This window comes from Propionivibrio sp., assembly GCF_049316945.1.
Lineage (GTDB): Bacteria > Pseudomonadota > Gammaproteobacteria > Burkholderiales > Rhodocyclaceae > Propionivibrio.
In genome coordinates, this window is sequence record NZ_JBMOJE010000040.1 from 1 (window position 1) to 15,888 (window position 15,888).

Genomic DNA, 15,888 nt, shown 5'->3' on the forward strand with positions numbered 1-15,888 from the left:
ACTTTTCTGTTCGCCCGGTGAAGCTGGCGAATGGCCGTCTGGCGTTTCCGAATGTGCAGGTGCAGTCATGAGCGCCGCGCACAGAAGGCTGAAGCCGCACTTGTGAAAGTGGAGGCCGCATCGTGAGTGCAACTAAACCAGCCAGTCGAAGCTGCACAAGCAACCCGCCGCGCCCGTTTCGCTTCAGCGTTCAACTGCCGGAACTAATGGCCGATACCGCGCACCTTGAGCCAGAGGAACTTGGGTGTTATCTGCGTATTTTGTTTTCATACTGGCGCGTAGGACCGCCGAAAAACGATGATCGTACTCTTTCCCGAATTGTCGGTTTACCGTTAAAAGAATGGGCTGTTATTCGTCCAGAATTGGAGCCGTTTTTCGACATTGGCCGCGAGTGGATTCACTGGCGTCAAGATGAAGAATTATCTGCTGCATACGAGGCTATTACAGCAAATCGCAAGCGAACGGCAGCCGCTACAGCGGCACGGAAGCAACGTAACGATCAACGTGACGTTGTACGTAACGATCAACGTAACGATCAACGTGACGACGGTCTTGACGTTGCACGTAGCGAGGACCCAACAGGAAGTAAACAAGAGGCCAAGTCAAAAACAAAGTCCCCAGCCATGAAGCAAGATTTTGACCGTTACGCGGACTTCGATTCCGATGTGGCTATGGCTGAAGAATCTTTCGCGGCAGGAGTCGACCATGCTTAACCTTCATCCGATTGAGACCTTTGTACTCCGGGATTATCAGACTGAAGCCGAGAAATCTACCCGATCTTCGATGGCTAGGGGGGCGAGGCGGACTGTCCTTTACCTGCCGACAGGTGGCGGGAAAACTCTGACGGCGACGAGCATCATTCGCCAGGCGGTGGCGAAGGGGCGCAAGGTTGTATTCATCGCCAACAGGAAACAGTTGGTCAGCCAGACAAGCGCGGTCCTTACCAAGTACGGAATTCGTCATGGGATTCTTCAGGCGGACAACACCCGCGACACCCATGAAGACGTTTTAGTCGCCAGTATTGATACCGTGCATATTCGGGGGCTGCCGGACGACGTTGGCCTGTTGATTATCGACGAGTGCCATTCTGTAGCCGGGAGCGAAAAGTACAAAAAACTGCTGTTCAAGTACAACCTGGTGGCGACTGTCGGCTTGACCGCTACGCCATTTTCATCCGGCCTAGGAAAGCACTACAACGAACTTGACGGCGCACTGTTTCAGGACTTGGTCGTCGGCGCAACAATCAAAGACCTGATCGCAGACGGCTACCTGGTTGACTGCGACATTTACGCTCCGAGCGAACCGGACCTGAAGGGCGTCAAAATCAGTTGTGGCGATTACAACGAGGCCCAGTTGGGCGTGGCCGTCGATAAACCCGAGCTGATTGGCGACATCGTAACGCACTGGTTCAAATTGGCGAGCGGAAAGCAGACGGTAGTTTTTGCAACAAATATCCCACACTCGAAGCACATCGTCGAAAGTTTCCTCGCGGTAGGGGTAAGCGCCGAGCACATCGATTACCACGATGACGACGAGACCCGCGCCGCCAAGATGGACCGCTTTGCACGAGGCGAAACCACGATTTTGAGCAACTGTAGCTTATTGTCCGAAGGTTGGGATTGCCCGACATGCGAGGTAATGATTTTGGCTCGCCCTACGCGCTCCCTGATTCGGTTTATTCAAATGGTCGGACGGGTGCTTCGACCAGCTCCCGGAAAAGTCCGCGCCCTGCTGTTGGATCATTCCGGGAGCACCGCCAGACTCGGGCATCCATGCGATGATCTTCCTCTGGTCCTCGACGACGGCAAACCGAAAAAGTCAGCCAGCAAAAAAGCCGAGATTAAGGAGCAACTGCCGAAAGCATGCACGGCTTGTTATTTCATGAAGCCAGCCGGAATACACGTTTGCCCGGCTTGTGGATTTGAACCCGAAAAGCGTAGCGAGGTAATAGTCGGAGCCGGTGATTTGGTCAAAATGGACCGTACAAAGCCATTAACCAAAGACGCCAAGCAGCACGTCTTTTCACAACTGCTGTTCATTGAGCGCCAGCGCAACTACAAATCCGGGTGGTCGGCAAATCAGTATCGAAGCATCTTCGACGTGTGGCCTCGTGGGTTGCATGAGGTAACGGCGACTCCGACACAGGCGGTCTTGAACAAGATCAAGTCGAATCAGATTGCCTACGCTCATCGCATGAAGGGGAGCGACCATGCACGCGGCTGAGCTTGCTGTCGGTCGTTGGCCGGGGATTTTGGGGCACTTCGGCATTGACCGAAATATCCTAACCGGCAAGCACACCCCTTGCCCAGCATGCAACGGTAAAGACCGTTTCAGGTTCGACGACAAGGACGGCAGGGGCACTTTCTACTGTTCCCACTGCGGTGCTGGCGACGGGTTCAAGCTGTTGCACCTGGTCAAAGGTTGGTCATTCAAACAAGCTGCATCCGAGGTCGAAGGCATCGTAGGCACAGTGAAGGCCGGAGTAGCCAGGCCAGTACAGAGTGACGCCGCCAAGATCGAAGCCTGCCGTCGAATATGGAACGAGACCAAGTGCGTTATCTCCGGTGATCCAGTACATCAATACCTTTTTCGCCGAACCGGAATCAATGCGATACCTGACTGCATTCGGTTTCACCTCGCACTTCCGTATCGGCGCGACGACGGCAGCGTTACCCGCCACCCGGCGATGGTCTCCAAGGTTCAGGATGCGGTCGGCAACGGCGTAGCAATCCATCGAACGTATTTGACGAACGACGGAGACAAAGCAGATGTTCCGGTCGTCAAGAAAGTCTCCGGCACCCTTCCGCCGTCAAGCTCTGTACGGTTGTTCAGCGCACCAAGCATCGTTGGCATTGCCGAGGGAATCGAAACCGCCCTGAGCGCGTCTGTGCTGTTCGGCGTTCCCGTCTGGTCATGCATATCCGCTGGCGGAATGGAGAAATGGTCGCCGCCTGACGGCATCCGTCGCGTGATCGCTTTCGGAGATAACGACTTGTCCGGCACAGGCCAAGCAGCAGCATGGAGCCTTGCCAAGCGCCTGATTCAGTCGGGGATAAAAGTAGAAGTGAAGATTCCCGATTCAGTTGGCGACTGGAACGACTTTGCACAAAAAACAAAGGACACAAAATGAGCAATGCACAAAGTACCAAGCTGGAAGTTTTGATCGACGTGGCCGGACGCTTGGAGCGTGGCGAGCCGGTAAGCGACCTTGAAGCAGAACAGGCATTCGCGGACGCCCCAGCAGATACCATTGACGCGATAGAGGCCGCAATTTCCGCCGCTGGAATTCCCGGACTGCTGCACCTGCCGCCAGCATTGAACCGTGGATGCCCGGAATTCCTCGCAGCAATGGAAGCTCTCCGTGATCTTACTGAGTCTGGCGGAAGCGCCGATGAGTGCGCCCGCCAGTGGTCGATCATCGTTGCCTATGCTCCGCCGTGGTTCATGGCAGCGATGGGCGATAAGGCGCGTGAGTTTGGCCTGATGCCGGAGGCGGTCGGATACCTTGCTGACGGCACCGCTATGTTCAGGCTGGAAGATGTAGCTGAAAAGATGGGGATGGAACCTGATGAGGCCCAAGCGTTAATTCAGGAATTCATAGAGGATCGGGAAGCGATGGGGCTGTCAATGGACGGCTTCCATAGCGATGCTGCGCTGATTCATCGTGTGCAATAGGGCGATGCTGGCCGGTCATGAAAAAGCAGAGGCAGAAGAAGAAATGCCTTCTGTTGATCCCGGCAAGGATGGTGGCAAAACCGGCTGAGAACTGAAACTTACCGCGAAACTTACCGGCAAACTTACCGCAGTAAAAAGTTGCCGAGAAAGTTAGCGCATTAACTTACAGATGAATTACCTGCCTGATACCAGTCGGTATTTTCCAGCGATAGCAAGGGCTTCAGCGAAAGTTAGCGCGAAAGTTAATGAGAAAGTTGCCGCGAAAGTTGCCGCAGCAACCTAAAAAAGCGTGACAGTCACAAAACCAAGCCGCCTTGATTGGCGGTTTTTCTTGTCTGGCGACCGCGGGGGTTATCACATCCGCAAAATATCGGGCATGTTCCTTGCGCGTCTCCTCAAATCTAAGGACACGTCCAGATGTGCGAGAAACCGCGTTTATCTACCGCCTGGGTGAAACATCCCTGACGGTTCCGGTACCGCATTTATCAAGCCAGGGAGAGGTGTCCACGCACCTAAAGGTAGTCCAGCAGCTTTAGATGATGCGTCAGGGGCTGCTGACATGGTTGCTGTGAAAGGTATCGACGGGGATATTGTTTCGTTGGTTAAAAAACCCGGCAGCAACGCTTGGATGCTGACCGTTTATCACCCTGAATTTGATAGGAATAGAGGGGGTGCGCTGGATGCGGCATATGAAGCATTTCAGCCTACGCACTTCGTCCCTACACGATGCCAAGACGAAATGGGTGCCCCTCAAGTGGCCTCCGATGCTTTTGATTCATCGCTGAATCACGCTATACGCCGAGACTCTTGCAAGAGAGGCTGCTCGGCGGGTGCGGATGACAAACCAACTTTAGATGCAACCAATATCAATGTCAATTCGGCTACAGGAGCAAGGAGCGAACCGGCCATATTGCCGCTCTGTTGAATATCGCAAGCTTGGAAAGAGCATGGTTTCTTCAGTCGCTACCCGGCATGGTTTCCAAGCTTGGAAATGGACGGAGTTTTCCGAGTCGCTACCGCCCATGCACCGCAAGGTTTGGCAAGGTTTCCCAAGCTTGGAAAAGGCATGGTTTCTTGAGTCCATAAAGGCGGAGAAATGGCCGGAGTTTTCGGAGCCGGTCAGGCCGGTAATCTGGCGCCTCAGTTTTGAGTGGCCAAAAAGAAAAGCAGCGATGGGTGGAAGTAACGGGGCGCTGGATTCAGCCGGTGCCGCTGACCTTAGCTTGTCCGCCCTGCTCCCAGATGAGCCGTCATCCGGGCATCGCTGCAATGCAAATATAACCCAGTCGCCTGAATGAAGAAACAAAAACGGCACCTGATTTCTCAAGCGCCGCTAATGTGGGAGTGATCCTGTCCCAGATTCCGAATCCGGGGTTCTCTCCCAATCTTCGACAATCACTTCTATCCAAGTGTGAAACGCCCGGAATCGAAGAATCGAAGGAACCGAACGTCCCCGAATCACAAATCCGGGCTACTCAGTTAATTCAACTATAAGCCAATATGGTGCGGGAATCAACGCCGAGACCGCCAAAAGGGGCAGTTCGTGTGAGATAAGGCGGCTGGCGGGCTAGGTTGGCGACCCTAGTTAGCTCATCAAGCCTTTCGGCAAGGCTAAGTCAGCCTGATAACCCGCGCCAGTCGTCAGTGACTCACTGGTCAGGGCGGGAATTTCACCCGGCCAGCTTTGGGTCTAAAGCCCAACGTACCTTTGATTGCATACTACCGGCCAGTGAGCCACTGACAGATAGACTCGACCAAGTGGCGAACGAAGTCAATAGATAGGGTGGCGACCTGACAGTTCCCGCCGCGTCACCAATTTTCGGGAAACTCAAGTCCGGGGAGCTTGAATCGGTGAATACGCTTGACGCTCCAAGTCCGTGAGACCCTCCCCAAGCCGAAGAGGGATAGCACTTCAGTGATGCTATGAGAAGTCAGTTCACGCCTGACCCGGACTTGGAATCTACAACGCACAGTTTGAAACGTGAGCAAGGCATGGTGTTTTTCACCGACCCTCTACCTTGTGCCATACTCGTACCTCCAAGGGCGTGCGACCCTCCCGAAAACGACGAGTGGCAGCAACCTATCAGGTTGGTGGTGGAGTCAGTGAGCGACTGACCCGCCTTTGGAACCTACATCGCAATTCTGCGTTCAGCAGCCTGCCAATTCTGCAAAACCCAAAAGTGGGGAGGCCTGCGCCGATTCCCGCACATCTTTTAGTGACTGTCACAGAATTAGCTGGCAATCCAGAATTGGAGCAACAGACCGAAACCGGGATTGGTGGTAACGCTCGCTTGAATATCGTACGAACGATAAAGACTGGCAGAAAAGTAAGCCGGTGCTATTCCGTGACAGTCACAGAATGCCGGACTACCGGCACCCACCCGGATGGAAGAAATCATGGTGAGCAAGAAAGGCGTTTGATATGATGCGCGTTGATTCGCATTTCCGTTATTTTCCTACAAGGTGCCTACATGAAGTCCAGAAAGCAAAAAGCCCACTCCGAAGAATGGGCCTAAGTGCTTGAATTTCTTGGCTCCTCGACCTGGGCTCGAACCAGGGACCTACGGATTAACAGTCCGGCGCTCTACCAACTGAGCTATCGAGGAACAACGAAGGGCGCATTTTAGACATTCACATACTTTTCGTCAACAAATTGCGAGTCAAATGGATCCCAATCTCATCTATGCTAAAACCGCCTCCGGTGAGGGGGCGATGTATCAGCGAACACGGGTCATGCAGAGAAATGTGCGCATGATACTGATTCTTGTCGACGGCCAATCGACAGTCGCTGATTTGTCTCTAAAAACAGGTAATCCACAGCTTACTGAAAATGCGTTGTTCGAATTGGAAAAATCTGGCTTTATAGAACCGCGGCTGGAACAGGATTCGCTCTGGGCAGAAAGCAAAAAGGTTGCCCACGAGATACGAACGGCGGCGATCAATAAAGTGATTCAGATAGCTTCGCCCGGAACCAAGGATGTTCCAGAACCACCCGCGTCTGAAATACCAATGTCCATTCACTCCGAGTTTAAAACCCCACCGCCTGGCGATGATTTGCAATCGCAATTCTCCGTTGCTCAAATGCAGTCTTTGGGAGTTTCGGGTGGACAGCTTCCTCCAGTTCTTGTGCAGGAAGGTCCGAAGAAATCCTCGGAGGAGCAGACGAAAACTTCCACTGAATCAAGGCCATCTTTCGTTGAACGCGTTAAAGCACTTCTGCAGAATGTAAGGCGGAGGAACGATGATGCTGATTCGATCGGACCGATACGTCGTGGCAAGGCCAGTTCCATGAGTTGGCCAATGATGGTGATCTTTGGCTTTTTTGGTGTTCTTGCGCTTGCATTTCTGACGCTTGGTTTCTTTCCCTACGACAGCTATTTGCCTACGGTAGAAGTTGCTTTGGCACAAGCTAGCGGGCGATCGGCCAAGGTTGGGTCAATGCGGGTTGAACTATATCCAAAACCCGGTTTGTTTCTCGGTAATGTGCGTATCGGTGCTGGTAAAGACGAAATGCGCATTGCAGAAATACGTCTTCAGCCAAAGATCAGCACTCTGTTTTCTTCAAGGAAAGTCTTTCGGGAGGCGGTGTTGATTGGTGTGCCGCTTCCTCCCGACCTGATTGCAGGCCTGCCGGGCGTTTTTGTGGCGATGGCTGATCCATCGGCCAGAGTGGGTGTTGAACACATTAGCCTTGAGAAAGCGGATGTCTTATTTGGCGGACTTGGTTTTTCTGGCATGGATGGCGAGGCCAAGCTGTCTGCGCAGGGTTTGTTCCAGTCCTTTTTGCTGCGCTCTCCAGATCGTAGCTTGAGCTTCGAGGCGAAACCGATCACACAAGGGTTCGAATTTGCTCTGGAAGGCTTTGGCTGGCGCCCGTATCAAGGTTCGCCCTTCCTTTTTGACTCGTTGAGTCTGAAAGGGGTTTTTCAGAATAGTGCTGTAACGATCAACAGTATGGACTTGCGCCTCTTTGACGGTCAGGTACGGGGGGGGGCTGTTCTGCGAGATGATGCAGAAGCAAGTATTTCCGGAGAGATTTTGTTTGAACGGATCAGCGCTGCCCGTTTTGGGGACGCTCTGGGTTTCGGACAGCAATTCGCGGGTCAAACTTCTGGAAAAATTCGCTTTTCGACAACATCTGATTCGTGGGCATCAATCTTTTCCGTGATTGAAGCGGACGGCGAGTTCGCCATGAGTCGAGGAAGCATTCGCGGTATTGACTTGACCGAGGCGGTTCGTCGCGTTTCCAAAGCGCCTGTTCAAGGGGGGGCGACGCTATTCGAGAATTTATCGGGAAAAATCAAGCTGACGCCGACGAATTACCAGTTTCCGGAATTGGTCTTGAACTCCGGATTGATGCAATCGACTGGGCATATCGAAGTTAGCAAGGATCTCAAAGTGAGCGGCAAGATGGAGTTGGAAATGCACGGAACCGTAAATCAGACACGGGTACCGATTTCAATCAGTGGGCCGCTTAAAACCCCGGTAGTGCAGGTGGGGAAAAACTGATAAACATGCTTGGTCAAATTGAAAACGCCGGCAGAAGCCGGCGTTTTCAATTCAACTGCTCAAGAACTCAAAGAACAGCGGCAATGGCGTCGGCCACGTAATCGATGTTTCTGGTATTCACTGCGGCCAGGCAGATACGACCGGTACTGACGGCATAAATCCCGAACTCGCTTTGCATGCGCGCAACCTGTTCTGCTGAAAGACCGGTGTAGGAGAACATGCCGCGCTGCTGGATGATGAAGGAAAAATCCTGGGCAGTGCCTCTGGCCTTCAGTTTTTCAACCAGGCTGCTGCGCATAGCACGGATACGGTTACGCATTACGGCCAGTTCGTCTTCCCACATCTGGCGCAATTCCGGGTTGGTGAGCACGGCGGCAACCACGGCACCGCCATGGGTTGGCGGGTTGGAGTAGTTGGTCCGGATGACACGCTTGATTTGCGACAGTACGCGTGCAGATTCATCCCTGGATGCGGTAACCACCGACAGGGCGCCTACGCGCTCACCGTAGAGCGAGAAGGATTTGGAGAAAGAGCTTGCGACAAAGAACTGCAGGCCGGACGTGGCGAACAGATTGAGCGTCAGCGCATCTTCAGCGATACCCTCGGCAAAACCCTGATAGGCCATATCGATGAACGGAACCAGGCCACGCGCACGGATAGCTTCAATGGTTTCACGCCACTGTGCTTCAGTCAGGTCGGCACCGGTCGGGTTGTGGCAACAGGCATGCAGCACAATGATTGAACCGGCGGGCAAGGCGTTCAGCTTGGCTTTCATGCCGTCGAAATTAACGCCACGGGTTGCCGCATCGTAGTAAGGGTAGGACTCGACCGGGAAACCGGCGGACTCGAACAGTGCCCGGTGGTTTTCCCAGCTCGGGTCGCTGATATAGACCGTGGTGTCTGGCAGCAGACGCTTGAGGTAGTCGGCACCGACCTTGAGTGCGCCGGTGCCGCCCAAGGCTTCGGCGGTGACTACGCGGCCTTCGGCGAGCAGGGTGGAGTCCTTGCCGAAGAGCAGGGCTTGTACGGCCTGGTTGTAGGCGCCAAGGCCTTCAATTGGCTGGTAACCACGCGGCGGCATGGCTTCGAGGCGTGCCTTTTCGGCCACTTTGACAGCGCCGAGCAACGGGATCTTGCCGTTATCGTCAAAATACACGCCGACACCAAGGTTGACCTTGGTTGTGCGCGTGTCGGCGTTGAAGGTTTCGTTCAGGCCAAGAATCGGGTCACGCGGAGCCATTTCTACAGCAGCGAAGATCGATGAGGTCATGGGGAGGTCACTTTATGCAAGGAAGAAAAATGGTTTAAAACTCTTTGCCCGGAGGCCAGGCTTTGCGCAAATTCATGGAAGCATGGCTGAGACCCGCATGGATAGGCGATCTACAAGTCATGTGCTTGAAGATCGGTGTATTCATTGGGTCTCTTGGAATCATGCTTGTAGAACGCCTATTTAAGCGGCTTACAGATGGTATCAAGTTCAATGGCTACGATACTTGAAATTGATTCCATGCATTACTGATTACGTACAGCTTGGCAGACCATTATTGCCCGCGAATGCGTCATTCGTCGCGCGAGCCGGCAGCGAGCGGTACAAAATCGACGTAGAATTCTATCATGCCGAATTTACATAAATCCCCCAAAGACACACCTTTTGTCACCTTTGCAGGCAGTCCTTTCCGCCTGCATCAACCATTTCTGCCCGCCGGCGATCAGCCGGAGGCGATTGCCAAACTGGTAGAGGGGCTTGAGGACGGCCTGTCGTTCCAGACCCTGCTCGGGGTGACCGGTTCGGGCAAAACCTACACCATGGCCAACGTCATTGCCCGCACCGGGCGTCCGGCGCTGGTGCTGGCGCCGAACAAGACTTTGGCGGCTCAACTCTATTCGGAATTTCGCGAGTTTTTCCCGGAAAACGCCGTCGAGTATTTCGTTTCCTACTACGATTACTACCAGCCCGAAGCCTACGTTCCGGCGCGCGACCTGTTCATCGAGAAAGATTCGTCGATCAACGAGCACATCGAGCAGATGCGGCTTTCGGCCACCAAGAGCCTGCTCGAACGCCGCGATTGCGTGATAGTCGCAACGGTTTCCTGCATCTACGGCATCGGCGACCGCGACGAGTATCACAAGATGATTCTGACCATGCGTGTCGGCGACCGCATGGATCAGCGCGAGGTGATCAAGCGCCTGATCGATATGCAGTACGAGCGCAATGAGATTGACTTCCATCGCGGCACATTCCGCGTACGTGGCGACGTCATTGATGTCTTTCCTGCCGAACATGCCGAACACGCGATCCGTGTTTCGCTTTTCGACGACGAGATCGAAGGTTTGCAACTGTTCGACCCGCTGACCGGGCATCTGCAGAGCAAGCTTGCACGTTTTACCGTTTTCCCTTCATCGCATTATGTGACGCCGCGTGCCACCGTGCTGCGCGCCATCGAAGCCATCAAGACCGAGCTGAGTACGCGCATCGAGTTCTTCAACAAGGAGAACCGGCTGGTCGAAGCGCAGCGTATCGAGCAGCGCACCCGCTTCGATCTGGAGATGCTCGACCAGTTGGGCTTCTGCAAGGGCATCGAAAATTACTCGCGCTATCTGTCCGGGCGCCTGCCGGGCGATCCGCCGCCGACGCTGATTGATTATCTGTCGCCGGATGCGCTGATGTTCATCGACGAATCGCACGTGGCGATTCCGCAAGTCGGTGCCATGTACAAGGGCGATCGTTCGCGCAAGGAGAACCTGGTCAATTACGGATTCCGACTGCCGTCCGCCCTGGATAATCGACCGCTCAAGTTCGAGGAATACGAGGCCTTGCTGCGCCAGACAATTTTTGTTTCGGCAACGCCTTCAGAATACGAAAGAACGCACCAGGGGCAGGTCGTCGAGCAGGTCGTTCGTCCGACTGGATTAATCGATCCGGCGATCATTGTTCGTCCGGCGAAAACGCAGGTTGACGATCTGCTGTCTGAAATCAGGTTACGGGTGGCGCAAGGGGATCGCATTCTGGTAACGACGCTGACCAAGCGGATGTCCGAGGAATTGACTGATTATCTGGGCGAGAACGGGGTTCGCGTGCGCTACCTGCATTCGGATATCGATACGGTCGAACGCGTTGAAATCATTCGCGATCTGCGCCTGGGCGAGTTCGATGTCCTGGTCGGGATCAACCTGCTACGTGAAGGACTCGACATTCCGGAAGTCTCGCTGGTGGCCATCCTTGATGCCGACAAGGAAGGCTTTTTACGTTCCGAGCGTTCGCTCATTCAAACCATCGGCCGTGCGGCTCGCCATCTCAATGGCACAGCCATTCTTTACGCGGATCGTGTAACCGACTCGATGCGGCGCGCCATCGACGAAACCGAACGTCGACGCGAGAAACAGATTCGTTATAACGAAGCGCACGGCATTACCCCGAAGGGAGTGACCAAGCGGATCAAGGACATCATCGACGGCGTCTATGACTCCGGGACCGCTCAACGTGAACTCAAGGCGGCCCAGCAGCAGGCCAGCTATGAGGTCATGAGCGAAAAACAGTTGACCCGTGAATTCAAGCGCCTGGAAAAAGAAATGACCGACTTCGCCAGGAACCTGGAGTTCGAAAAAGCGGCGGCATCGCGCGACAAACTGTTCCGTATCAAGGAACAACTCTTTGGTGCGGCAACGCACGATAGCGTTTCTTGAACTAACCGGACGCCAAATTGTCTCTTCGACGAGGTCTGGCGGTGTGTTCAACAAGCAGGTAATATCGATCCGACGATCAAGTGATTCGGGAGATTTTTTACTGACTTTGATCAACTGGTTTGTCCCACGGCCTCGAGTGAATCTAGTGGATGGTGAGCGAATGTTTAAAGTGTTGTTTGTCTGCATGGGCAATATCTGCCGCTCGCCAACCGCTGAAGGCGTTTTTCGTCACATGTTGCGTGAGATGAATCTTGAGGATAAGGTCGATGTTGATTCTGCAGGTACTCACGGATATCACGTTGGCGAGGCTCCGGATCAACGCACTCAACGGGCAGCGGCCAGGCGCGGCTATGATCTCTCCGGTATTCGCGCCCGCAAGATAGCGCCACAGGATCTCGACTATTTTGACCTGATCCTCGCCATGGATCGGAACAGCCTTGAAGCACTTCATCTCGTTTGCCCTCCCGAGCGAACTGATCGCTTGGGGCTGTTCATGGACTATTCTAAGAACTTTGACGATGATGAGGTGCCGGACCCCTATTACGGACTGGGCCAGGGCTTTGATCTGGTGCTTGATATGGTCGAAGACGCGACCAGGGGCCTGGTGGATATAGTCAAGGAACGCGCCGTTCTGGCTGCAGAAGTTGAAAAGAAAAAGCACAATCAGTCGTCGTAGATCAAAACCTGTATTAACCTAAAAACCGCAGTTGACAGCAACTAATCGACCGCAAAGCCAGGTTTGACGCGTGTTTAGCCCTCACCCCAACCCTCTCCCGCGGGGAGAGGGAGTTTACACCCTTCTCCCCGCGGGAGAAGGGCTGGGGATGAGGGCCTGCGACATTGGCATCTCATCCAACTGAGGTTTTAAGGATTAACAAAGTGAAAAACAAACGGGGCGCATTGCGCCCCGTTGCTATTTCCACTTCTCGGTCAGGCGGTTCAATCCTGCTTGTTTGTTTCTACCATCATCAAGGGTTCATCCGGAGTCGCGATTGCAGCCCGGCGCTTGCGTGGCAAACGTGGAGCGACTTCACTCGCCGGCACATCCGGTTGCCATGAATTGACTTTGTTGTCACTCGTTTCAACCATGACCAAGCCGCTTGACTCAAGAGCCTTTTCGATGTCGATCAAAGGTGCCGTGGCAACAGCCACTGGTGGCTCAATGGCCGTGGGTTCGGCTATTGTCGCTTCGACAGCTTCAACCGGATTCAACGCTTCAACGACAACGGGCGCAGAAACGACATCTGCCGTTGTGGTTTCAAGCGCAGCTTCAACCTGAATGGCTACTACAGGGTTTTCAACGACAGGTTCAGGTGTTACCACTGGAACGGGAGCTGTAATCTCGGCGGCGACCGGCAGGGTCAAAATAGTCTGATCTCCTGCCGCCTCAGGCGCGAGCGGCGCAGTAGCTTCGGCCTTGGCATCCGGTGCCGATACAGTCATCATTGCCGCGGCCGTATCGACGGCTGCAGCAACCGGGAATGCAATTTCGCTAGTCTGAACTTCAGCCGGGATTTCGCTGCGCTCGCCACGGTCACGACGACCACCACGACGTCCGCGGCGGCGGGCGCCACCGCTGCCATCTTCAGCAATGGTCTCCGGGCTTTCTGTATTTGCGGGGATGCTGGTCTTTGCCTCGGCAGCAGGAACGCTCGCCGCCTGTTCCTTGCGCTCCGGGCGTGGTTCGCCACGTTGGCGACGGGGTTCGCGAGCCTCCTTGGGTTCGCGCGGCTTCTGATTGTCTTCACGCGTGGAAGCCAGGGCTGGGCGTGGTTCGCGAGCTTCTTTTTGCTCACGATTGGGGCGTGGTTCACCTCCCTCGCGTTCATCGTCGCGTTTATTGTTGCGTCCGCCGCGACGCCCGTCGCGCTGTCCATCGCGTTGTGAATTGTTGCGGGGCTTTCTCTCCGGCTTTGGCACAGGTGCGGGTTCTGTTTCGCTGCCAAACCACGCAAGAATCCTGGCAAAAAAGCCCATTTCCTTTTTATCGCCAGCGTCTTTGGATTTCTCGGCAACAATCGGGGCCGGCTGAGATGGCGTGATGCCCTTGATCGCTGCTTCCTGACGCGGAGGTTTGGCTTCACTTGTGGCCGAGGCCAGCTTGGTGGCCTCTACTGAAGAGGTATCAACCATTTTGTACGAAGGCTGCTGCAGATCGTCCACATTCAACTCGTCATGACGCAAGCGAGTAATGGTGTGCTGCGGTGTTTCCATATGGATATTGGGGATCAGCGTGATGCTGACCTTGTGCCGTAATTCGATGGCCTGGATATCCGGACGTTTCTCGTTGAGCAGAAAGGTGGCGACATCAACGGGTACCTGTGTGTGCACGGTAGCGGTATTGTCTTTCATCGCCTCCTCTTCGAGGATGCGCAGAATGTGCAGTGCAGCCGATTCCGCACTGCGGATATGACCGGTTCCGGAACAGCGCGGGCAGGCGATATAACTGGTTTCAGCCAGCGCCGGACGCAAACGCTGACGTGAAAGCTCCATCAAGCCGAAGCGGCTGATCTTTCCGGTCTGCACACGGGCACGATCCAGGCGCAAGCCATCACGCAGACGGTTTTCAACCTCACGCTGGTTGCGCTGGCTCTCCATGTCGATGAAGTCGATGATGATCAAACCGCCAAGATCGCGCAGTCGCAACTGGCGTGCAACTTCCTCGGCGGCTTCGAGGTTTGTTTTGAACGCTGTTTCTTCAATGTCAGCCCCGCGCGTTGATCGGCCGGAATTGACGTCAACCGAAACCAGTGCCTCGGTGTGGTCAATGACAATAGCGCCGCCTGAGGGCAGGGTGACCTGACGGGAATACGCCGATTCGATCTGGTGTTCGATCTGAAAGCGGGAAAAAAGCGGCACATCATCACGGTAGCGCTTGATGCGATTGACCGTCCCGGGCATGACATGCTCCATGAACTGCCGCGCCTGCTCATAAACATCATCGGTATCGATCAGAATTTCGCCGATGTCAGGCTGGAAGTAGTCACGAATGGCCCGAATGACCAGACTGCCTTCCTGATAAATGAGGAAGGCACCCTTTTGCTGGTTGGCCGCGCCGTCGATCGCTTTCCACAACTGCATCAGGTAGTTGAGATCCCACTGCAACTCTTCGGCATTGCGGCCGATGGCTGCCGTGCGGGCGATCAGGCTCATTCCCGGCGGTACCTGCAACTGATCCATGACATCACGCAGATCGGCGCGCTCATCACCTTCGACACGGCGGGAAACACCACCACCGCGCGGGTTGTTGGGCATCAGCACAAGATAACGGCCAGCCAGACTGACAAAAGTCGTCAGCGCAGCGCCTTTGTTTCCGCGCTCGTCCTTGTCGACCTGGACGATCAGTTCCTGGCCCTCGCGCAGGGCTTCCTTGATGGTCGCGCGACTGGCCTCGACACCGGGTTGGAAATAGGCGCGGGAGATCTCCTTGAAGGGAAGAAAACCATGCCTTTCGGAACCGTAGTCGATGAAAGCGGCTTCGAGGCTTGGCTCGATTCGGGTAATAACGGCCTTGTAAATATTGCTTTTTTTCTGTTCTTTGGCGGCCGATTCAATGTCGAGATCAACGAGTTTCTGACCATCAACAATGGCGACACGAAGTTCTTCGGCCTGTGTCGCGTTAAAAAGCATACGTTTCATATATTGGGCTCCCGCGCGCATTCACGGGGGGGAGCGCCTTGTGCAGGCAGCAACGGATTAGTTGTGGGTGGTACGCTTCATGGGCTTTCCAGGACGGCAACTAATGAGAAAATCTCGCTGATTCTTTTTTTCTGCAAACCTTGAAAAAACAAGGTCCGGGAAACTGCTTAGGGCGGTCCGACATGCTGGGCGCGCGCAAATCAAGTAGTATCGCTACTTTTGGTGAGCGTACTTAACCAGGTGATTTGCACTGTTTGATCTTGCACTGGTCTGTGCAAGCGAGGCGGCTGATGCCTGCCGGAAAGTGAGTCGCAACTACAAAAAGAATCGGCGCCGCTCGACGGTCTCACGGGTCAGCGCCTCTTTCAATCCGAGACGCAA

10 protein-coding genes and 1 tRNA gene are annotated in these 15,888 nt (G+C 54.5%); 8 read left to right on the forward strand and 3 right to left on the reverse strand.

Annotated features, from left to right (window positions below; all coding sequences use genetic code 11):
* Positions 1 to 122: 122 nt before the first annotated feature.
* From ACOYNV_RS10840 to ACOYNV_RS10860, 5 genes are all read left to right on the forward strand, one after another.
* Positions 123 to 713 (forward strand): DUF1376 domain-containing protein, encoded by a 591-nt coding sequence (locus tag ACOYNV_RS10840; protein ID WP_422899790.1) that lies wholly within the window; start codon positions 123 to 125, stop codon positions 711 to 713.
* Positions 706 to 2,223, forward strand: coding sequence for a DEAD/DEAH box helicase (locus ACOYNV_RS10845; RefSeq protein WP_422899791.1), 1,518 nt, complete (start codon positions 706 to 708; stop codon positions 2,221 to 2,223). Before ACOYNV_RS10840 ends, ACOYNV_RS10845 begins: the two co-directional genes overlap by 8 nt.
* Entirely contained in the window at positions 2,210 to 3,130 is a 921-nt protein-coding gene (locus ACOYNV_RS10850; RefSeq protein WP_422899792.1) for a DUF7146 domain-containing protein, read from the forward strand. Before ACOYNV_RS10845 ends, ACOYNV_RS10850 begins: the two co-directional genes overlap by 14 nt.
* Positions 3,127 to 3,675, forward strand: coding sequence for a hypothetical protein (locus ACOYNV_RS10855; protein ID WP_422899793.1), 549 nt, complete (start codon positions 3,127 to 3,129; stop codon positions 3,673 to 3,675). Before ACOYNV_RS10850 ends, ACOYNV_RS10855 begins: the two co-directional genes overlap by 4 nt.
* Positions 3,676 to 4,234: 559 nt before the next feature.
* Positions 4,235 to 4,600, forward strand: coding sequence for a hypothetical protein (locus ACOYNV_RS10860; RefSeq protein WP_422899794.1), 366 nt, complete (start codon positions 4,235 to 4,237; stop codon positions 4,598 to 4,600).
* Between the two features lie 1,605 nt (positions 4,601 to 6,205).
* Here ACOYNV_RS10860 and ACOYNV_RS10865 read toward each other — a convergent pair.
* Positions 6,206 to 6,281, reverse strand: a tRNA-Asn gene (locus tag ACOYNV_RS10865).
* 58 nt (positions 6,282 to 6,339) lie between these two features.
* Between ACOYNV_RS10865 and ACOYNV_RS10870 the strand changes: the two genes are divergently transcribed.
* Positions 6,340 to 8,184, forward strand: a complete 1,845-nt coding sequence (locus ACOYNV_RS10870) for an AsmA-like C-terminal region-containing protein (RefSeq protein ID WP_422899795.1) — start codon at positions 6,340 to 6,342, stop codon at positions 8,182 to 8,184.
* 67 nt (positions 8,185 to 8,251) lie between these two features.
* On the opposite strand, the gene ACOYNV_RS10875 is transcribed toward ACOYNV_RS10870, so the two are convergent.
* Positions 8,252 to 9,454: an amino acid aminotransferase gene (locus ACOYNV_RS10875; RefSeq protein ID WP_422899796.1), complete on the reverse strand. Its 1,203-nt coding sequence runs from the start codon at positions 9,452 to 9,454 to the stop codon at positions 8,252 to 8,254.
* Positions 9,455 to 9,798: 344 nt separating this feature from the next.
* Here ACOYNV_RS10875 and uvrB point away from each other — a divergent pair, with 344 nt between their 5' ends.
* Both uvrB and ACOYNV_RS10885 read left to right on the forward strand, forming a co-directional pair.
* Positions 9,799 to 11,868, forward strand: a complete 2,070-nt coding sequence (gene uvrB / locus ACOYNV_RS10880) for an excinuclease ABC subunit UvrB (protein ID WP_422899797.1) — start codon at positions 9,799 to 9,801, stop codon at positions 11,866 to 11,868.
* 160 nt (positions 11,869 to 12,028) lie between these two features.
* Positions 12,029 to 12,544, forward strand: a complete 516-nt coding sequence (locus ACOYNV_RS10885; protein ID WP_422899798.1) for a low molecular weight protein-tyrosine-phosphatase — start codon at positions 12,029 to 12,031, stop codon at positions 12,542 to 12,544.
* A gap of 263 nt (positions 12,545 to 12,807) precedes the next feature.
* On the opposite strand, the gene ACOYNV_RS10890 is transcribed toward ACOYNV_RS10885, so the two are convergent.
* Positions 12,808 to 15,507: an Rne/Rng family ribonuclease gene (locus ACOYNV_RS10890; protein WP_422899799.1), complete on the reverse strand. Its 2,700-nt coding sequence runs from the start codon at positions 15,505 to 15,507 to the stop codon at positions 12,808 to 12,810.
* Positions 15,508 to 15,888 lie beyond the last annotated feature (381 nt).

Bases quoted from the DNA above. Each gene is read 5' to 3' on its own strand.
- uvrB (WP_422899797.1), top strand. From the start codon at position 9,799: ATGCCGAATTTACATAAATCCCCCAAAGACACACCTTTTGTCACCTTT.
- ACOYNV_RS10890 (WP_422899799.1), bottom strand. From the start codon at position 15,507: ATGAAACGTATGCTTTTTAACGCGACACAGGCCGAAGAACTTCGTGTC.
- ACOYNV_RS10885 (WP_422899798.1), top strand. From the start codon at position 12,029: ATGTTTAAAGTGTTGTTTGTCTGCATGGGCAATATCTGCCGCTCGCCA.
- ACOYNV_RS10855 (WP_422899793.1), top strand. From the start codon at position 3,127: ATGAGCAATGCACAAAGTACCAAGCTGGAAGTTTTGATCGACGTGGCC.
- ACOYNV_RS10860 (WP_422899794.1), top strand. From the start codon at position 4,235: ATGGTTGCTGTGAAAGGTATCGACGGGGATATTGTTTCGTTGGTTAAA.
- ACOYNV_RS10870 (WP_422899795.1), top strand. From the start codon at position 6,340: ATGGATCCCAATCTCATCTATGCTAAAACCGCCTCCGGTGAGGGGGCG.
- ACOYNV_RS10845 (WP_422899791.1), top strand. From the start codon at position 706: ATGCTTAACCTTCATCCGATTGAGACCTTTGTACTCCGGGATTATCAG.
- ACOYNV_RS10850 (WP_422899792.1), top strand. From the start codon at position 2,210: ATGCACGCGGCTGAGCTTGCTGTCGGTCGTTGGCCGGGGATTTTGGGG.
- ACOYNV_RS10875 (WP_422899796.1), bottom strand. From the start codon at position 9,454: ATGACCTCATCGATCTTCGCTGCTGTAGAAATGGCTCCGCGTGACCCG.